Consider the following 19,457-nt stretch of genomic DNA (forward strand, 5'->3'; position numbering starts at 1 on the left):
ACACAATTAAAGGACTCGCCAGCGTGATAGTTTTCACGTTAACTATATGCGACCTTTTTAATTCGCCGTGAGGGAGTATGCGTTTCAGGCAAGTCTTACCATTAGCGGGCGCCCTGTTTGCGCTCTATATCATCTGGGGCTCCACCTACTTCGTGATCCGCATTGGGGTGGAAAGCTGGCCCCCTCTGCTGATGGCGGGGGTGCGGTTCCTCTCGGCGGGTACGCTGCTGCTGGCGTTTCTGCTCCTGCGCGGCCATAGGCTGCCGCCGCTGCGTCCGTTGATCAATGCCGCCCTGATTGGCGTCCTGCTGCTGGCGGTGGGCAATGGCTTTGTCACCGTCGCCGAGCATCAGAATGTGCCGTCCGGTATCGCCGCGGTGGTGGTGGCCACCGTTCCGCTGTTCACCCTCTGCTTCAGCCGTCTTTTTGGCATCAAAACGCGCAAGCTGGAGTGGCTGGGGATCGCCATCGGGATGGTGGGCATTATTCTGCTTAACAGCGGTGGTAACCTCAGCGGTAATCCGTGGGGAGCGGTGTTGATCCTGATTGGCTCGATGAGCTGGGCGTTTGGTTCGGTTTACGGCTCGCGCATTGAATTGCCCTCCGGCATGATGGCCGGCGCCATTGAGATGGTCACCGCCGGGATCGTACTGCTGGCAGCGTCCCTGCTGTCGGGGGAGAAAATGACCGCCCTACCCGACCTCTCAGGGTGGCTGGCGGTGGGCTATCTGGCGATTTTCGGTTCGGTGATCGCGATTAACGCCTATATGTTTCTGATCCGCAATGTCTCACCGGCGGTCGCCACCAGCTATGCCTATGTCAATCCAGTAGTGGCCGTCCTGTTGGGCACGGGTCTTGGCGGGGAATCGCTCTCGGCGACAGAGTGGCTGGCGCTGGGGATTATTATTATGGCGGTGGTGCTGGTGACGCTCGGCAAGTACCTGCTGCCGGCAAAACCGGTGGTTACCTCTTGTCAGGCTGAGAAACCATAAGCGGGCGAATGCCCTGCGTGTCGATCTGCGCGGCGTTACCGCCGCTGCAGATCCACTCTTCCAGCCGCTCCGTGAGCGCCCTGTCATCGAGCTTCATTTTGCCGCGCAGCGCGCACTCCCACACCACCAGCACCCGCCAGCCCTGCTCCTGCAACACAGCGATATCTCGTGCATCACGCGCGACATTCTTGCCAATTTTTTCCAGCCAGAAATCGGTGCGGGTCGCCGGGACTTTAAACAGATAGCAGTCGTGACGATGCCAGAAACAGCCGTGGGTAAAGATCACACACGTATGGCTGTCGATGACAAAATCAGGCCGTCCGGCAAGGGCGGCATCCTGCACACGAAACTCAAAACCGACCTCCGTAAGCAGGCCGGCCAGCCGTTTTTCGATAGCCGTATCCCGCGTGCCGATGGCGCGCATGTTTTTACTGCGGGTGGCTTTATTATGAACGTCCGCCATTCGCGGCCTCAGCCTTGCGTTTCTCAACTGCCTGCAAAATGCGCGACTCCAGCAACCGGGCGACAGCTGCAAAAGCTGGCACGACCACCGAATTACCAAACTGGCGATAGGCCTGTGTATCTGATACCGGAATGCGGAAGCCGTAGCCCTGAGGGGTTTCAAATCCCATCAATCGCGCGCACTCCCGCGGCGTCAAACGGCGCGGACGGTGGCGCTGGTTTTCGGCATCATCGAAATCGCGCTCGCCAAGGGCTTTATCCCAGCCTCTGTCGATGAGGATCTCGGCGCCATCTTTGTAATAGCGTGCCGACAGCGTGCGGGCGACGCTGTGTGGGTTGGTAGGATCGACCATGCCGAAACCAAAACCGTTGCCCTTCGCCTGATGCTTTTTGGCATAGCGATAAAGATATTTCCACAGCACCGGGGTGAGAATGAATTTGGCGTCCACCACGGGCTCAAGCAGATCGGCAATGGTCGGGCGTCGGGTCGGCCACAGCCCCGGGAGATCCCGCAGCGTAAAATTACCACACAGGTTGAGATCGCGACGAAAGCCTACCAGCACAATGCGCTCGCGGTGCTGCGGCAGAAAATGTTTACCGTCAACGATCTTAGGATCGTCCGGGCCGCTGTCAGTGGCATCCGCCACGTCATATCCCAGTTCATCCAGGGTCTGCATGATGATGCGGAACGTTTTGCCCCCGTCGTGGCTCTTCAGGTTTTTGACGTTTTCAAGGACGAAGATGGCCGGGCGGCGGGCATCAATAATGCGCGCCACATCGAAGAAGAGGGTTCCCTGGGTATCGCAGGCAAAGCCGTGCGCGCGGCCCAGCGCGTTCTTTTTTGATACTCCGGCCAGGGAAAACGGCTGGCACGGGAAGCCCGCGAGCAGGACGTCATGGGCAGGAATGTTGTCACGAATGTGCTGCGCCGCCTCTTCGTCCGTCACACCGCTCTGGTGGCTGAGCGTCACTTCGCGAATGTCCTCGTTGAACTGATGCGCGTCAGGATCGCAATACCAGTTGGCTTTATAGGTACGCACCGCGTGTTTATTCCATTCGCTGGTAAACACGCACTGCCCGCCAATCGCCTCAAAGCCGTGGCGGATGCCGCCGATCCCGGCGAAGAGATCGACAAAACGGAAAGCATAGTGAGGATGACAGGCTGGCGGACGAGGCAGCAGATTTTGCAAGACGCTATATTCGCCGTCGCTGAGACGACGCCCTGCCCGCTCACTGGTCACCAGCCGCTTAATGATTGCCGGGCTCCAGTGGCTTTCGCCCTGAGCATTCAGCAGATGCGCCAGCGTTCTGGCATCGTAAATTTCCAGCAGTTGGCACAATAACGCCTGCACTGACGCCGTTGATTTTTCTGCCAGCAAAAACGCGGACTCCGTCACTGATACATTTTCCTGCATACATTTAACCGGACCAAAAGGGGTTAAAAGAGAGTAACACAGAAAGCCTTTACAGACTTTCCCGGAAACGCTGTAACACCGCACTGTCGGTGCCTTCGTAATCACCGCGTAGTTCGGCACTCAGCCGGGCCATAAACTGGATTAAAAAATCAGCGCTCTGACGCGCCAGCTCACGCCCGGCGGCGGTTTGCATCGTCTGCGGCAGGCGCAGCAATTTGGTCTGAAAATGGTCAAGCGCAAAGGCGCGGTCGTTCAGCTCGCGCTCATCGGCAAAGGGATCTTCCGGGTCGAAAAGCGGCACACCCAGCGCGCCAGAGACGGCAAACACGCGTGCCAGACCAATAGCACCCAGGGCTTCCAGTCTGTCAGCATCCTGCACGATTTTCGCTTCCAGCGTGCGCGGCGGGATCCCGGCACTGAAACTGTGCGCTTCAATCGCATGCTGAACGGCTGGGTAGCGTGGGGGCGGGAAATCGGCAAAGTCCTCGCGCAGGATCGCGATCGTTTTTTCCGCTGCAAGCTGCGACGAGCGGCCTCGCTGCGGATGATTTTTTGGCAGACTGACAATATCGTGAAAATAACAGGCGGCCAGGATCGCCAGCGCATCGACCGGCTGGTCAGCCATCAGGCGTTTAGCGGTGTTCCAGACACGACGGAAATGGGAGATATCATGGGCGGTATCCTCGCTGGCGTAATGCGCCGTCAGCCAGTTTTCAAAGCGTTGCTGCCACTGCACAAGTTCCATAGCGCTTTCCATAAAGTGAAAAGCTGTACAATAGCAACTATTTACCGATCTGACATATCACGCGGCCGGGTATACCAGGCAATGCCGCCGAGGATCGCCCCCACAACACTCAATACCAGAAAGCCGCACAGGGCGCCCAGCCACTTGCCGGCTGTCGAGCCGGGATCGCTTTGAATCAGCGAACCTGATACCGAGCTGACTTTACTGATGACCCATACATAGCGCGCCATCGCCCAGAGAAAGTAGCCGCAAAAGGCGTAAAATACCCACAATGCCAGTTTGCCGCCCAGGCTGCGTTCGTTTTTCATTGCCATGTTCTCCTCTCAGCGCAGCAGCACCACTACATTCACATCAATAATATAAAATGTGAAATAAATCACATTTTTCTATTTAATGCACTCTCCTGAGCAGATTTTATGCTGCCGATTTGCGTTAAGTTGATCTTAAGCAATTTTTAAGCGTGCCTGTTTATTACGCGGCTTCGCTTACGCGCTAATGAGAGGTCAGCAGGAGATCAATTATATTGCGGCATTATTTTGCTCTCAGTATTCCGATAAACCTGTTTTCTAAAGCTTATAATTATGTAATGATAAAGAGGTTATGAGCTTTTTTGTCGTTTCATGATTAAACACCCTTAAATTACCCTTATCTTCGCCCGATAATATTATCGGGCTTTTTTATTACTTTTTCCCGTCCTGAAAACATAAAGCAACCTAATAAATCCAAACCATCAATAACTAACTGATATAAAAATCAATAATCACCGTATATGCTTGTCTTAAACGTATAAAATAAACATATAAAGACACTTATATTAATATTTTGAAATACTCCAAATAATTGTGTTACATTTATTTTTAAACAGAAAAAACCTGCACTGAAATAGTATTACCTCCGTAACCCGGAGGGGCTTACGTATATTCATGAAGAAAATACACACAAAGGAATATATAATGAAAAGAAAAGTTCTGGCAGTTCTTGTCCCTGTTTTATTATGCGCTGGCGCGGCTAATGCGGCGGAGATTTTCAACAAGGACGGCAATAAATTCGATCTGTACGGAAAAATGGTCGGTGAGCGTATCTGGGACAAGACCGATGATAGCAACAGCGAGAATGCCGATACCTCCTATGCCCGTTTCGGTATCAAAGGCGAAACGCAGATCAACGACCAGTTGACCGGTTATGGCCAGTTTGAATACAACCTGAACGCCAGCACTCCGGAAGGCGAGCAGGATGAGAGCACCCGTCTGGCGTTCGCAGGCCTGAAATTCGGTGACTATGGTTCGTTCGACTATGGCCGTAACTACGGCGTGGCGTACGATGCAGGTGCATACACCGATATGCTGGTGGAATGGCGTGGCGACTCCTGGGTTCACACCGATAACTTCATGACTGGCCGCACAACCGGCGTGGCGACCTATCGCAACAGCGACTTCTTTGGTGCCGTTGAGGGTCTGGATTTTGCCCTCCAGTACCAGGGTAAAAACAACGATCGTCAGATGAAAAAAGCCAACGGTGACGGCTACAGCACTTCTCTGGCCTACAACTTTGATGGCTTCGGCTTCGTGGGTGTATACGGTAAGTCTGACCGTACCAACAAGCAGACTGCTGACGGCTACGGCGATACCGCAGAAATCTGGTCACTGGCAGCGAAGTATGATGCCAACAACCTCTATGCTGCGGTGATGTACGGTGAAACCCGTAACATGACCTGGGCGGGAGATGCGGGTTTCGCTAACAAAACCCGCAACGTCGAAGCCGTGGTCCAGTACCAGTTCGATTTCGGCCTGCGTCCTTCTCTGGGCTACGTCTACTCCCAGGGCAAAGACCTGTATGCACGTAACGGTCATGGCGGCGTTGATGCCGATCTGGTGAACTATGTTGAACTGGGTACCTGGTACTACTTCAACAAAAACATGAACGTTTATACCGCCTATAAATTCAACCTGCTGGATGAAGACGAAGCGGGTATTACTGGCGCGCATGCTGATGACCAGTTCGCGATGGGTATCGTTTACCAGTTCTGATTGAGATCGCCAAACGCTCTTAAGCCCGCTGCAAAGCGGGCTTTTTACTTTCTGTCGCCACCAGTTTTACATCGCTTTTACAAATCCCGCCCATCAGCGATAATGCCCCCCTTTCCCTCTTGACCGGAGTTTCAATGCGCGATTTGCCGCCCCTTCCCCCCACGCACAAGCGCCCAATGAAACTGAACACGCTGGTCACGCTGATGGTGTACGGTGTAACGGGCGCAATATTACTGGTGATTTTTGTTCTCTACTTTGCCCAAATCACCCGCGCCACCCGTGATGGTGTGCGGGATACCGCTCTCGCCGTCGCCAGAACCCTGGCCGACAACCCGGAGGTGATCCGCGGCTTATCCTTCCCGCCGGACAGCAACATTATTCAGCCTGTCGCTATGGCAGTGATGCAGCGTAATAATCTGCTGTTTGCCGTTGTCACCAATATGCAGGGGATCCGCTATTCCCATCCTAACAGCGCCCTGCTCGGCAAAGCTTTTATTGGGGCCGATCTGCGGCCTGCGCTGGAGGATAAAGAGAATGTCGCCATCAATCACGGCGTACTCGACGAGGCGCTGCGCGTGTTCACTCCGGTGTATAACGCGCACCACCAGCAAATTGGTGTCGTTGCCGTGGGGATCTCACTGAATAAAGTAGAGCAGCAGATCGCCCGCAATCGCTGGGACGCCATCTGGCTGGTGCTGTTCAGCGCGCTGCTGGGCGCGCTCGGCGCCTGGGGACTGGTGCGGATGCTGAAGCGCATTCTGTTTGGGCTGGAGCCTTATCAAATCTCAGCCCTGCTCGAACAACGTCAGGCGATGCTGCACTCCCTGCGCGAAGGGGTGATCGCCGTGGATCAGCAGGGGCGTGTAACGATGGTCAACCACGCCGCCCGCCAGATCCTGAATATCAGCGCCAGCAGCAAGGCCCTGCACGAGGAACCGCTGCTGGCGAATCTGCGCGAGGTGCTGCGTAGCGGCATGGCTCGCCAGGACCAGGAGCTCAACTGCCACGGCAGGTTGTTGCTCTGCAATACCTTGCCCGTCAGGAGCGATAATCAGCTGATGGGCGCCATCACGACGTTTCGTGATAAGACGGAGATTAGCCAGCTCCTGCAACGGCTGGACGGTATGGTGAACTATCTGGATGCGCTGCGCAGCCACTCCCATGAGTTTATGAACAAGCTGCATGTGATACTTGGGCTGCTGCATATGAAGCACTATGCCAGACTGGAAGAGTATGTTCTGTCGACCGCCAACGCCTGGCAGACCGATGTCGGCACGCTACAGCGCAACATCAAATCGCCGGTGGTCGCAGGATTTCTGCTGGGTAAAATCAATCGCGCCAGAGAGACAGGGTTTCGCCTGACGCTCTCCGATGCCAGTCAGGTGCCGGATAATCCCAATGCGCAGCAGGTCGCCGGGCTGATTACCGTGCTGGGTAATCTGATTGAAAATGCGCTTGATGCTATGACTGGGCAGCCCGAGGGCGAAATCGGTCTGCTGCTGCACTATCAGCAGGGCTGGCTTAGCGCCGAGGTGAGCGACGATGGTCCGGGCATCGCCCCGGAACATCTGCACGCCATTTTTAGCAAAGGGTTTTCTACCAAAGGGGAGAACCGGGGGGTGGGATTATACCTGGCCCGTCAGCAGATCGAGGATCTGGGCGGAGAGATCGTCGTTGAATCGGAACCGGGCGTGTTTACCCAGTTTTTTGTGCAACTCCCCTGGGAGAGTGAAAGGAATAGCGCGTGATACATGTTTTAATTGTTGATGACGATGCCATGGTGGCCGATCTTAACCGCCAGTACGTCAATCGGGTTGAGGGTTTTTGCTGCTGCGGCGTAGCCACTTCCCTGGCAGAAGCCGGGGCCATACTTCACTCCCCTGCCCGGCAGGTTGACCTGATCCTGCTGGATGTCTATATGCAGCGCGATAATGGCCTGAGCCTGCTGCCGGTTATCCGGGCATCCGGGCGCAAAACAGACGTCATTATGATTACCTCGGCCTCTGATGGTGCCACTATTCAGGTCGCCATGCACTATGGTGTGGTGGACTATCTGATCAAACCGTTTCAGTTCCCGCGTTTCGAAGAGGCACTAAAGGGCTGGCGCGAAAAAAAGCAGCTGATGGAAGCGCATCAGTATTATGACCAGGCTGATGTTGACCGGCTTCTGCGTGGCGGTGCGCCGGCGCTGGCAGACAGCCGCCGTCTGCCAAAAGGGTTAACCCCGCAGACGCTGCGAACGCTATGCCTGTGGATTGATGCGCATCCGGAAACGGAGTTCTCCACCGACGAACTGGCTGGCGCAGTTAATATCTCGCGGGTATCCTGCCGCAAATACCTGATTTGGCTGGCGCAGGTCAACATTTTGCACACCAGCATTCACTACGGCGCGACCGGCCGACCGGTCTATCGCTATCGCCTGCGGCCCGAGCAGATTGCCCTGCTCAGACAGTATTGCCACCAGGAGTAATGAATGCACTTCAACCTCTTCCGATAAACATCCTGATTTAGCTCACATATATTGTCTTGAGGCAGTAAAGGGCTATTACTCCACATAAGTGGAATGATAAGGTAGCCAGCGTAAAAGATCTCTGACGAGAAAACGTGCGGAAAGGGTGACGGAAGAGAGCGTGGCGGAGAGAGGGGGATTTGAACCCCCGGTAGAGTTGCCCCTACTCCGGTTTTCGAGACCGGTCCGTTCAGCCGCTCCGGCATCTCTCCGTTTTGATGTTGCCATCATGCCGGGTAATTTGGCATTTTAACAGACCATAACCGTTCAATTTTGTTCAAGTGACGAGTTTGCGAGCAAAGCGATGATTAAGTGGCCCTGGAAATCGAATGAATCCGCCCGAAGCGCGGCGCTGCCGTGGGAAGAGGCCCTGGCGATCCCCGTCCTGTCCACCTTATCGGATGAGGATAAATCGCGTCTGGTACAGCTTGCCATACGGTTCTTACAGCAAAAACGCCTGGTTCCATTGCAGGGTTTTGAGCTCGACGATCGCAAAAGCACCCGCATAGCGCTGCTCTTTTGCCTGCCGGTACTGCAGCTGGGGATCGAGTGGCTGGACGGTTTTCATGAAGTTCTTATCTATCCGGCACCTTTTGTAGTGGATGACGAATGGGAGGATGAGATCGGGCTGGTGCACAATCAGCGGATGGTGCAGTCCGGTCAGAGCTGGCAGCAAGGGCCGATTATCCTCAACTGGCTGGATATTCAGGACTCGTTCGATGCGTCAGGTTTCAACCTCATCATTCACGAAGTGGCCCACAAACTGGATACCCGTAACGGCGATCGCGCCAGCGGCGTTCCCTTTATTCCCCTGCGTGAAGTGGCAGGCTGGGAACACGATCTGCACGCCGCCATGAACAATATTCAGGATGAGATCGATCTGGTGGGCGAAAGCGCGGCCAGTATCGACGCCTATGCTGCCACCGATCCCGCCGAATGCTTTGCGGTATTGTCGGAATATTTCTTCAGTGCACCCGAACTTTTCGCTCCGCGCTTCCCGGCCCTGTGGCAGCGTTTTTGCCACTTTTACCAGCAGGACCCGCTACAGCGTTTACGTGAAAATGAAGGACCTGGCGAAGATTCCGCCGCGCAAGTACACTAAAACAGCAGCCTGTGTCATAATTAATCAATTGAATCAGTGCGTTGAATTTAGTGTTGACACAAAATAGCGAGGCCATTAATATGCGCCTCGTTCACACGATTCCTCTGTAGTTCAGTCGGTAGAACGGCGGACTGTTAATCCGTATGTCACTGGTTCGAGTCCAGTCAGAGGAGCCAAATTTAAGAAGCCCGCTTAAGGAAACTTAAGCGGGCTTTTTGCTATTTCTCACCGTTAAAACCCCGCATCGCAGGGTTAATCTGGCTATATCTGGTAGTCAATCGCCACCTCTTCCGGCTCCATAACCTGACGCTTGATCTCCTCTACCGACAATCCGGCGTTGCAGAGTTCGATAAAGCGCCAGACATAGTTGCGCTGCAACTGCCCTCGCTTAAGGCCGAGCCACACGGTGTTGGCATCGAAAAGATGACGGGTATCAAGACGCACCAGGCTCCCCTGCTCGTGCTCGCCGCCGGACTGTTCCGCCACCAGCCCGATACCCAGCCCGAGCTCGACGTAGGTTTTAATCACGTCGGAGTCCTGGGCGCTGAGCACCACATCCGGCGTCAGCCCTTTGCGGTTGAAGGCCTCATCAATGCGTGACCGCCCGGTGATACCTTGCCGATAGGTGATTAAGGGCCATTTTGCGATAGCCTCGAGCGTCAACGGAGAGACCTGCGTCAGCGGATGGTCTGGGGGCAGCAGCAGGCTGTGATGCCAGCGAAACCACGGGAACGCCGCCAGCAGCGGATCGTTGCTTAAGCGCTCGCTGGCAATGCCAATATCCGCCCCACCGTTTTGCAACAGCATCTCTATCTCCTGGGGCGTACCCTGGATGAGCTCCAGGCGCACATCCGGGAACAGCTCCCGAAAGGCCTTGATCACCGGGGGCAGGCTGTAGCGGGCCTGAGTATGGGTGGTCGCGATAGTTAACACGCCGGTGGCGTCGTTGGTAAAGAGATCTGCCAGACGGCGCACGTTGCTGGCTTCATTGAGAATACGTTCGGCGATGGTCAACAGTGCTTTGCCGGGCTCGGTCATTCCCAGCAGACGTTTGCCGCGACGAATGAAGATCTCAATGCCCAGCTCCTCTTCCAGCTCGCGGATATGGCGACTGACGCCCGACTGAGAGGTATAGAGCATGTTGGCGACCTCGGTCAGGTTGTAATCCCGACGGGCCGCCTCACGGATAATTTTAAGCTGCTGGAAATTCACGGTTCACTCCGGCGAAACTGACATGACGCTATTGTTAAAGTGCGTCCGCCGTGTAAACAAATAATAAAAATCCGCAACTTATGCTTTTATGGAATATTAGCTGACCAGCTGCAGCTCGCGGTTCTCCAGCGACGGGCGGCTCACCAGCGACATCAGGATCTCTTTCACCGCCTGCGCCTGCGGTGACAGCGAGCCGCGGGCCGAGACGTTAAGCGATAACGGCAGGCTCATGGACGGCGAGCTAATTCTCGCCATCCAGCCGTTAGCGGCACTGGAGAGCGATCGCGCAGCCGATTCAGGCAGCACCGTCACCCCCATTCCGCTGGCAATGGCAGCGGTCAGGGTAGAGATGGAGTCGATCTCGCCAATGATTTTCGCCGTCAGACGGCGCAGCGAGAAGGCTTCATCGACGCGCAAACGCACGGCGCTATAATCACGCGGTAAGAACAGATTCATCTCGGCCACCGCCGTTAAATCGACGCTCTGACCCGGGCAATCCCGCGTCCCTACCAGATAGAGATCTTCTTTTAGTACTGGCTGGCTGGTGATCCCCGCCACGGGGGAGCGATCGTAAAGCACCGCCATATCCAGCTGTCCGCTGAGTAATTTGTCGTTCAGCGCCGCGCCGCTGTTTTCATGCAGGTAGACCAGTACCTCCGGCAGCTCTGCGCGCACCGCCTGCAATAACGGCATAGTCACAGACGAGGCCGCCGTACCCGGTGCCAGGCCAATCGAAACCTGGCCGGTCAGCGTCTGCCCGACATTGCCCACCGCCAGCTGCGCCTGTTCACACTGGCGCAAAATAGTGCGTGCATGGGTATAAAGGATCTTGCCTGCTTCGGTCGGGGTCACGCCGCGTTTCGTGCGGATCAAGAGTTGCTGATCGAGTTCACCTTCCAGAGTGGCCACCTGCTGGCTCAGTGCCGGCTGCGCGATATGTAACACTTCAGCGGCCTGGGTCAGGCTGCCGATATCGACGATTTTTACGAAGTATTTCAGTCGTCTTAAGTTCATGTTGCCCCCTGTACGAAATGCGTTGCCGGTTCCGGCGCGAATGTACAGAGGGTTTTGCAAGATGCTTGCCAGTTTTTAAAAGAGGTCCGATATGTCCGCTAAGCGGCTGAAAATAAGGAAATCCAATCACTGTCGTCGCATTTTAAAGTGAAACAGCGGTTTATGATCTGCCCCATTCGGGGTATATCCGCACCAAAAACGTGCAATCCGCTGGGGAAAGCATCACTTTGCTGATTTTGTCAGCAAACGCGTCAAACAGAGGAGATCACCCTTTGACAACGGCGACCCACGTCGATAATATGCGCCCCGTTCACACGATTCCTCTGTAGTTCAGTCGGTAGAACGGCGGACTGTTAATCCGTATGTCACTGGTTCGAGTCCAGTCAGAGGAGCCAAATTTAAGAAGCCTGCTTAAGGAAACTTATGCGGGCTTTTTGTTTTTGTGCACGGGTGCCGACAGCGTCGGCACCACCGGGTTTACTGGTATTCGAAAGAGGCCACGATGGCTGAAGAAACGTCCCCTGGCATAACGGTTCCCGCTTTCGAATAAACGCGCGCCTGAAGTTTGAAAGTGGTACTCCCCCCTTCCACAGCACCGATTAATGAGCTGTTATTGCTCAAAATGGTTCCCGTGGTTTGCTGAGATAACTCAACGGCAGTATTGGCTGCAGGTTGCGCCGCGTTGTTTGCCCATCGCGTGGCATCTGTCTGGTCAGGGGTACCCGTAAAAGTCACTTTTACATTAGTGGTGCTGGCCGGGCAGTCGGTCACAGGTAAATCAAACATGGTTATGGGTGACCCCGAACCTGCCGCCTCTAAGGACGTGGCCGCGATGGATTGTCCCAAGTCCACGTTCAATGTACTGGAGCCACCATTAAGTGTTTTACAGGGAGTAGCAATCACTTTTCCTGTGACATTGATACCCACCGTATCTGCCGCGTAAATATTGCCAGCAAAAAGAACAGCGGAAATGGATGCGGTCAAATAGCATAAACATTTTTTCATTTTAGCCCACCTTGGCATGATATTAAGATATGACAAACGTCATTGATATGTCAGTGTCAGCGTAGCAGTTGAATTCGCTTCACCGACAGTGACATGATTTTTTGTCTGATAATAACGGGCAGTAACAGGAAATAACTCTTTCCCGCCGCTGGATGTTTTTAACGCCAGCCTGCTGTTAATAATAAGAGGTTTACCATCATATAATAACTGCACCCCAACGCCTTGCGCGGTATTAGCGCCACCTTGATTATTTAATGCCATTACACTGGGATCGCTGACATCCGGGTTTTGCTGTCCGTTCAACGTGACATAGATATTGGCAGCTCGATCGCAATCCAGGCCAAGATTCTGCGTGCTGGTTTTTCCAGGGGTAAAGCCTGGCGTTGTGCCAAAATCCGCTTTTGAAACATTGCCTATCGGAAACGTTAAATTAGGTGTAGTGATCGAACAGGCCACCTGGGTAATGCCTCCCCCGTTCAAATGAACAATAACGGGTGTGATTCCTGATACCGACCAGGTGCCAAGCTGTCCGATAGTGAATGCACCGGACTGAATAACGCCCGTTTTATACAATGTATAGCTAATCGGGGGGAGGTTCACTGAACCTGAAACTGTATTATCGGTGGAGGGCGGGTTGTCCAGATATGCCCACGAAAAGTTTACTTCAATAGCCACACCGGGAATATTGGTCGCATAGGCATGGGTAATCGATGTCGCTACGCCACCCAGATAAGTCATTTTATAATAGTTAGTATTTGTGTCACCCTTGCATTCCAGCAGTTTCTGGCCTACTCCGGTCGAACTTGAATAGATTACGGAGCCAACGGGTACATCTCTTTGCACTATCACGTTATTGGGCGAAAAGCTCAGGATTTGTTGTCCCTGGCCCTCAGCAAATACACAATCGGCAAACACATCAAAGCTGGAAAACCAGCATACCATTATGAGTAATACGCCAGGGATCTTAGCGCCCATAATTTTATTTGCATATTTCATTGCTTAATACCACTCCGGAATTAATTGCAGATTCATGAAGCACATAATTAACGCGGCATTGTTCATCCGCTGCCTGGCCCCAGCGTGCAATGAGCTCTCCGCTGTTTTCGAGTCCGGTGAGGTAAACCTGGCCCTGATCCCCAACAATAAATCCGCGAGAATTTTTGTCTCGGGCAAGGGTCACCGTAGTTCCGAAGGGAACGGGCAGCCCATTTCCCCGTGTCAGGGTCATTAATACACGGATCCCCACGTTAGCGATATATTTCGCGCTGACCACCGCACCGCGAGTAGGAATAACGGTCTGAGTCGTTAATTGCAGTTCAACATCATCAGGTAGCGTTTCCGTCTCCAGGCTCAGGCTATTTTTGCGATATGGCGAGACATTGCTGGCGACAGTATAACCGCGAAAATCCGTTCTCACGCCGGTCTGGCCAGAGACGCCCACGCCCGACGCGCCCGGGGCTTTAATCAACGCGATGGTTTCGCCAAAAGGCTGAGCCAGCGTCATCCCGTTGGCATGAACCAAAATCCCCCCATTCAGGCCGTAGTTGACGCGCTGCATATTTTCGTCAGTGCTATAACCGCCGGTCACTTCGCCGTAGGTTCCGTGATAGTCAGCGCTAAGATTACCGGTACGACCTGCTGCGTTGTTGCTATACCCTCGCTGCATACTCCAGTCCAGGGCGTTTTCTTCCAGCGCCGTGCCACTCAGACTCACCGTCTGGGTTGTGTTTCCTTTTTTACTGGTATTCAGACTGTAGCTGGCCCAGGTATGACTCAGGAAACGATCCAACGGAATGCTGATATTTAATGCCAGGATCCGATCTTTATCGTACGTTTTCCCCCCGCCGCTGCCCGCTGCGCTCGCATTATTGCTGTAGCTATAACTCAGCCCCCAGGTAATGCCGTTCCATGCGTTGTTATAGCTGACGCTGTATGAGCTCATCGTCTTGTCAGCATTCCAGTAATCCTCACGGATTGCGCTGCCGGTGAGGGAGCCGAAGGCGGGCCCCAGCGTCTGACTTAACGTCATTTCAGCACGGTTACGCCGACGATCCTGCAACGAATCACTCTCGCCGTCGGCATCCAGCACCTCCTGCATTGCGTAATAGCCTGCCGTAGAGTAGCGATAGCTGGTCGCCGAAAAATTGGTTCCGGTATCGGTGAAATTTTTACTGAAGCGTACGCGCCAGGCTTGCCCGCTTGATTTGCTCATCGAGGCAGGGTTCGACCACGCCTGGGTGACATCCACTGACAAGGCGCCAATCGTTCCCATATTTTTACCGATGCCAAGGGCCCAGGCGTGATATGGGCGAGATACCTGTATGCCGCCATAGAGTGTTAAGCCCTGAGGCAGACCATAAATGGCGGTGCCCTGCATCAGCGGACGCTTTTCAACCTCGCTGTCACTGGGACGATACTGACCGCCCGTCAGGCTGTACTTCAACCGCCCCTCTCGCTGCAGAACAGGCACAGAGGCATAGGGCACCACAAAATCATGTTCGCTGCCGTCCGCTTCTTTAACGGAAACCGTTAAATCACCGGCGCCACCGGTGGGATACATATCGGTAATTTCAAATGCGCCCGGGGCAACATAACTCTGATAAATGATGTAGCCATCCTGGCGGATAACTACCTGGGCATTCGTGCGCGCAATGCCGCGAACCACGGGCGCGTACCCTTTCTGACTGTCCGGCAGCATCTCATCATCAGAGGCCAGCTGACCGCCGCGAAAAGGGATACTGTCGAAAACGTCGGAAGGCGATGAACTGTCGCCGAGCGTCAGCTGGCTTTTCAGGGGGATAATGTTGCGCTGGGCATAGGTGTAAACCGAATCCCACTGCGCTTTGCCGTCGTTATCCCGGCGCCAGGTTGTATAATTTCGCAGACGCCAGGGCCCCATATTGATACCCGGGCGCAGGTTGGCATACTCGCTATGGCTGTTATTCGTCGTGCTGTTTCTGCCCCAGGTATTATCGCCGCTGAGACTGTAATTCAGCAGCAAGGCGTTAATCCCCTCGTCCCACATTTCCGGCGCAACATAGCCGCGCGCCTGGGAAGTGAGTGCGGCCTGCGGAAAACTCAACAACAGTTTTTGCGCACCAAAGATAAAGTCGGCAGACGCCTGAGGAATGGCGGCGAGTTCTACGCATTCGCTTTCGGTATCGAGCCCGGGGAAGCGATCGGTTTTGACGCCATAACTTTGTAGCAAACCTGGCGACAGGCAAGGCTGCAGACGATTATCACCCCGGGTCGTGGCAACCGATCTGAATGCAATTTCGCGTGTATCCACCGTCTGACCGTTAACAACCACCTCAACGCGATATTTCCCTGGCACCTGCGCACCACGCGCAAAGGATGAGAGATCAACGCCTTTCATGGAGGGATTATCGACTTCCAGCAGTGCCGGATTAAAATACTCCTCTGCACAGGCGCTCTGCATCACACCGGGTAAAGCCAGTATAATTAATAAGGCGAGCCGGGTCGGTGGAAACCAGCAACATAATATCGTGCGCATAATGAGTTTTTATTAACCATCCCTTGGTTATCAACGCCTTAAATAGCGGCATGATGTGTCGCTCCGACACCACCATAGTCATTAATCAATTTAAATGTGACAGGCCCGGAACTGACCCCTGCCGGAAGTAAAAACGACGCCGATGCGCCTGATGCGACAAAAGTCGGTTCAGGCACGTTTTTTCCCGCAACGGAAATTTCATTAAAATTCATATAATAATTACCCGGATTACGCACCGAAACGTGATTCGCAGAAATTTTCCAAATCAATTTTTCAGCAAAATCCTCAGGCACCTTTCCTTTTAATGACGAAGGGCGATAAATTAATTTGATGCGTGTTTTTACTGCAATCTGAAGCGAGTTCGCTTTTTTTTCCGCCGCAGGAATGGCCTTGATATTTAACCAGTACATCGATTCTTTATTGTCCGGTAAATTCCCGGCGCGGACGATCCTCATCACATTCTCCTGACCGCGATCCAGTCGGTACAGAGGAGGCGTAATAATAAAGGGGATCCTTCCGGTGCTATTATCCTGATTATCAAACCATGACTGAATAAGGTAAGGCACGGTATCGGGATTGGAAACGCTAATGGCTGCTTCCTTTTTTCCGCCGTCGTAAATCACTCGCGTTCCGCCTATATTAACGCCCGCATAGGCTGACGATGCGCCAGAGAGTGCCAGCAAAACGGTAAAAAGGATATTTCTGAAACGTTTCATAAAATCTGGGTTTTAAATAAGCTGGTAAATATTTCACCAGAGTATTTATCTTTTCATTTAAGCCAACAATGAAAACCCAGCGTAATTTTACTCTGACAGACGCTTTACCTGCATTAAAGTAAAAGCCCGCTTAAGGAGACTTAAGCGGGCTTTTATTCTTACGGCCAGGCTTACTGGCTGGACGTCATGACCAGCGGCATGCTCTGTGCGCCGATACCGACATTCACCGGCATCCCCGACCGGCGCTCCAGCGCCCCGCTAGCCTTCACGGCATCCACATCCGCGCCGTTGAGCTGGGCGCGTAACCCTGCGGTCATCGGTAGCGGCACCTTATTTGTCGATTCAAACTCCGCACGATTACGGGACAGCGGCTCATGCACTTCGACCCAACGACTGCCGTCCGGCTCGGTGGTGACTTTAATCGGCTGATCGATAAGCTGCACGCGCGTCCCGACCGGAACATTATCGAAGAGGTATTTGATATCGTCGTTGCGCAGACGAATGCAGCCCTGGCTCACGCGCAGCCCGATCCCAAAGTTTGAATTGGTGCCATGAATTGCGTAAAGCCTGCCGATATAGAGCGCATACAGCCCCATCGGGTTGTCCGGCCCCGCAGGTACAAACGCGGGCAGAGTCTTGCCCTCTTTGGCGTAAGCCCGACGGGTGTTTGGGGTTGGCGTCCAGGTGGGCCCGTCCTGCTTGCGCTCGACGGCGGTTACCCAGTTACGCGGCGTCTCGCGCCCGGCTTCGCCGATACCGATGGGGAAGATCTCAACGGTGCTACCCCCTGGCGGGTAATAATAGAGGCGCATCTCCGCCACGTTGACCACAATCCCCTCACGCACGGTTGCGGGGAGGATGAGCTGTTGCGGCACTACCAGCTGTGTACCGGGTTGAGGCAAAAACGGATCAACGCCCGGGTTCGCCTCCAGCATATTACTGAGCCCCTGCCCGTACTGGGCCGCAAACGCCTCCAGCGGCAGTTTGTTGTCCTGCGGAACGGTGATCACCTGCGAGGCTCCCACCAGACGACTCCCTTCAGGCGGCAACGGATAACTCACCGCCAGCGCATGCTGACTGACCAATAAAGCAGCGATAAAGCCCAACTTCATTATACGACGCATTATTCCCTTCCTCTGTCGCTCCGCGTATCTGACAAGCATAGCCCTGTTGCTGTGTTTATCGCCAGTTAACAAACCATCATTTCAATGAATATCACCCGTTTACCTCACGCGGGGATAAAATCGTTTTCACCCGTCCGCTATCGCGGTAGTCTCATACCCGTCGCCGTTTCAGGGCGACCGCAACGTGAGCGATATTCTTTCTAATACCTATAAAAAATAACGTCAGACAGGATCACTATGGATACCACCCTCGCCTCCTCGTCCCCCGACGGGGCTATACCATCGCTGCATCGCGCGCGCCGCGCGGCCCTCGGCAGTTTTGCCGGTGCGGTAGTCGACTGGTACGATTTTTTGCTCTACGGCATTACCGCCGCGCTGGTTTTTAACCGTGAGTTTTTCCCGCAGATCGATCCGGCGATGGGCACCCTCGCCGCCTTTGCCACCTTTGGCGTCGGTTTTTTGTTCCGCCCGCTGGGCGGGGTGATTTTCGGCCATTTCGGCGACAAGCTGGGCCGCAAGCGAATGCTGATGCTGACGGTCTGGATGATGGGCATCGCCACAGCGCTGATTGGTCTCCTCCCCTCTTTTGCCGTTATTGGCTGGTGGGCACCGGTTCTGCTGGTGACCCTGCGGGCCGTGCAGGGTTTTGCCGTCGGCGGCGAATGGGGTGGCGCCGCGCTGCTGTCCGTTGAAAGCGCCCCGGCACGGAAAAAAGCCTTCTATAGCAGCGGCGTACAGGTGGGCTATGGCGTAGGTCTGTTGCTTTCTACCGGGCTGGTGTCGCTGATCAGCACGCTGACCACCGATAAACAGTTCCTGAGCTGGGGCTGGCGCATCCCGTTCCTTTTCAGCATTGTGCTGGTGCTGGGGGCACTGTGGGTGCGTAACAGGATGGATGAGTCTGCCGAGTTCGAGCAGCAGCGGCAACAACCCGCAGAGAAGCGTCGCCTGCCGGTGATGGACGCGCTGATCCGTCATCCGGCCGCGTTTTTGAAAATTATCGCCCTGCGCCTGTGCGAGCTGCTGACCATGTATATCGTCACGGCTTTTGCGCTGAGCTACTCCACCCAGAATCTCGGCCTGCCCCGGGAGCTGTTTTTGAATATCGGCCTGCTGGTGGGGGGCATCAGTTGTCTCACTATTCCCTGTTTTGCCTGGCTGGCGGACCGGTTTGGCCGCCGTCGGGTCTATATCACCGGGGCGTTAACGGGCGCATTGAGTACCTTCCCGTTCTTTATGGCCCTCGAAGCCCAGTCCGTTATCTGGATTGTGGTGTTTGCCATTTTGCTGGCGAATATCGCCCATGACATGGTGGTGTGTGTCCAGCAGCCGATGTTCACTGAGATGTTTGGCGCAAGTTACCGCTACAGTGGCGCCGGGGTTGGCTATCAGGTGGCGAGCGTAGTAGGCGGCGGTTTTACGCCGTTTATTGCCGCCGCGCTGGTGACCTTCTCCGGCGGTGACTGGCACAGCGTGGCGATCTACCTGCTGGCCGGGTGCCTGCTCTCTGCCGCCACCTGCCTGGTGATGAAACCGGCCGCTACCTGATCTCACTTTTGTTTCACATACAGGTGACATACTATCGGGTAACGCCGTACACCTGTGGAACAAGGAGACAGA

17 protein-coding genes and 3 tRNA genes are annotated in these 19,457 nt (G+C 54.4%); 8 read left to right on the top strand and 12 right to left on the bottom strand.

Annotated features, from left to right (window positions below; translation table 11 throughout):
• Positions 1-77: 77 nt before the first annotated feature.
• Complete coding sequence (yedA, locus tag ACOKCT_RS07250) at positions 78-992, top strand: drug/metabolite exporter YedA (protein ID WP_325940860.1); 915 nt, start codon at positions 78-80, stop codon at positions 990-992.
• On the opposite strand, the gene ACOKCT_RS07255 is transcribed toward yedA, so the two are convergent.
• From ACOKCT_RS07255 to drpB, 4 genes are read right to left on the bottom strand one after another with little or no spacing between them, the layout of a single operon-like run.
• Positions 964-1,455, bottom strand: a complete 492-nt coding sequence (locus ACOKCT_RS07255) for a very short patch repair endonuclease (RefSeq protein ID WP_420193323.1) — start codon at positions 1,453-1,455, stop codon at positions 964-966. The genes yedA and ACOKCT_RS07255 overlap by 29 nt on opposite strands.
• Positions 1,439-2,869, bottom strand: a complete 1,431-nt coding sequence (locus tag ACOKCT_RS07260; protein ID WP_420193324.1) for a DNA cytosine methyltransferase — start codon at positions 2,867-2,869, stop codon at positions 1,439-1,441. Before ACOKCT_RS07260 ends, ACOKCT_RS07255 begins: the two co-directional genes overlap by 17 nt.
• 49 nt (positions 2,870-2,918) lie before the next feature.
• On the bottom strand, positions 2,919-3,614 hold the full coding sequence (locus tag ACOKCT_RS07265) for a phosphohydrolase (RefSeq protein WP_103180163.1): 696 nt from the start codon (positions 3,612-3,614) through the stop codon (positions 2,919-2,921).
• A gap of 41 nt (positions 3,615-3,655) precedes the next feature.
• Positions 3,656-3,928: a cell division protein DrpB gene (gene drpB, locus ACOKCT_RS07270; protein ID WP_103180164.1), complete on the bottom strand. Its 273-nt coding sequence runs from the start codon at positions 3,926-3,928 to the stop codon at positions 3,656-3,658.
• 639 nt (positions 3,929-4,567) lie between these two features.
• Here drpB and ACOKCT_RS07275 point away from each other — a divergent pair.
• The 3 genes from ACOKCT_RS07275 (at position 4,568) to dcuR (ending at position 8,111) form a co-directional block, all read left to right on the top strand.
• The gene (locus ACOKCT_RS07275; protein WP_420193325.1) at positions 4,568-5,641 is read left to right on the top strand and encodes a porin; all 1,074 of its coding nucleotides are present in this window, start codon (positions 4,568-4,570) and stop codon (positions 5,639-5,641) included.
• A 134-nt stretch (positions 5,642-5,775) separates the two neighbouring features.
• Positions 5,776-7,389 carry a sensor histidine kinase gene (locus ACOKCT_RS07280; RefSeq protein WP_420193326.1) on the top strand — a complete coding sequence of 538 codons (1,614 nt, stop codon included), beginning with the start codon at positions 5,776-5,778 and terminating at the stop codon, positions 7,387-7,389.
• Positions 7,386-8,111 carry a two-component system response regulator DcuR gene (gene dcuR, locus ACOKCT_RS07285; protein WP_103180167.1) on the top strand — a complete coding sequence of 242 codons (726 nt, stop codon included), beginning with the start codon at positions 7,386-7,388 and terminating at the stop codon, positions 8,109-8,111. Before ACOKCT_RS07280 ends, dcuR begins: the two co-directional genes overlap by 4 nt.
• Before the next feature lie 161 nt (positions 8,112-8,272).
• Here dcuR and ACOKCT_RS07290 read toward each other — a convergent pair.
• Positions 8,273-8,362, bottom strand: a tRNA-Ser gene (locus ACOKCT_RS07290).
• A 92-nt stretch (positions 8,363-8,454) separates the two neighbouring features.
• Between ACOKCT_RS07290 and mtfA the strand changes: the two genes are divergently transcribed.
• Positions 8,455-9,252, top strand: coding sequence for a DgsA anti-repressor MtfA (gene mtfA, locus ACOKCT_RS07295; protein WP_103180168.1), 798 nt, complete (start codon positions 8,455-8,457; stop codon positions 9,250-9,252).
• Positions 9,253-9,352: 100 nt separating this feature from the next.
• Positions 9,353-9,428: transfer RNA gene (locus tag ACOKCT_RS07300), tRNA-Asn, on the top strand.
• An 85-nt stretch (positions 9,429-9,513) separates the two neighbouring features.
• Here the strand turns inward: ACOKCT_RS07300 and cbl are convergent.
• Together cbl and nac are read right to left on the bottom strand one after the other, a co-directional pair.
• The gene (gene cbl, locus ACOKCT_RS07305; RefSeq protein ID WP_103180169.1) at positions 9,514-10,464 is read right to left on the bottom strand and encodes an HTH-type transcriptional regulator Cbl; all 951 of its coding nucleotides are present in this window, start codon (positions 10,462-10,464) and stop codon (positions 9,514-9,516) included.
• Positions 10,465-10,560: 96 nt separating this feature from the next.
• Positions 10,561-11,478, bottom strand: a complete 918-nt coding sequence (nac, locus tag ACOKCT_RS07310; protein ID WP_103180170.1) for a nitrogen assimilation transcriptional regulator NAC — start codon at positions 11,476-11,478, stop codon at positions 10,561-10,563.
• Positions 11,479-11,797: 319 nt separating this feature from the next.
• On the opposite strand from nac, the gene ACOKCT_RS07315 reads away from it, so the two are divergent.
• A tRNA-Asn gene (locus ACOKCT_RS07315) sits at positions 11,798-11,873 on the top strand.
• 82 nt (positions 11,874-11,955) lie between these two features.
• Here ACOKCT_RS07315 and ACOKCT_RS07320 read toward each other — a convergent pair.
• The 5 genes from ACOKCT_RS07320 to ldtA all read right to left on the bottom strand — a co-directional run bounded on the left by ACOKCT_RS07320 (position 11,956) and on the right by ldtA (position 17,840).
• Positions 11,956-12,483 (bottom strand): fimbrial protein, encoded by a 528-nt coding sequence (locus ACOKCT_RS07320; RefSeq protein WP_158251033.1) that lies wholly within the window; start codon positions 12,481-12,483, stop codon positions 11,956-11,958.
• 39 nt (positions 12,484-12,522) lie between these two features.
• Complete coding sequence (locus ACOKCT_RS07325) at positions 12,523-13,479, bottom strand: fimbrial protein (RefSeq protein ID WP_156654840.1); 957 nt, start codon at positions 13,477-13,479, stop codon at positions 12,523-12,525.
• Positions 13,463-15,922 (bottom strand): fimbria/pilus outer membrane usher protein, encoded by a 2,460-nt coding sequence (locus tag ACOKCT_RS07330; RefSeq protein ID WP_231736531.1) that lies wholly within the window; start codon positions 15,920-15,922, stop codon positions 13,463-13,465. Before ACOKCT_RS07330 ends, ACOKCT_RS07325 begins: the two co-directional genes overlap by 17 nt.
• A gap of 113 nt (positions 15,923-16,035) precedes the next feature.
• The gene (locus ACOKCT_RS07335) at positions 16,036-16,713 is read right to left on the bottom strand and encodes a molecular chaperone (RefSeq protein ID WP_420193327.1); all 678 of its coding nucleotides are present in this window, start codon (positions 16,711-16,713) and stop codon (positions 16,036-16,038) included.
• 170 nt (positions 16,714-16,883) lie between these two features.
• A complete protein-coding gene (gene ldtA / locus ACOKCT_RS07340) occupies positions 16,884-17,840 on the bottom strand; it encodes a L,D-transpeptidase (RefSeq protein ID WP_420193404.1) in 957 nt (318 codons plus the stop codon).
• Positions 17,841-18,074: 234 nt separating this feature from the next.
• Here ldtA and shiA point away from each other — a divergent pair, with 234 nt between their 5' ends.
• Complete coding sequence (gene shiA / locus ACOKCT_RS07345) at positions 18,075-19,385, top strand: shikimate transporter (RefSeq protein ID WP_156654842.1); 1,311 nt, start codon at positions 18,075-18,077, stop codon at positions 19,383-19,385.
• Positions 19,386-19,457 lie beyond the last annotated feature (72 nt).

It is taken from the genome of Leclercia sp. M-A074-M, from assembly GCF_965195605.1.
Classification (GTDB): Bacteria; Pseudomonadota; Gammaproteobacteria; order Enterobacterales; family Enterobacteriaceae; genus Enterobacter.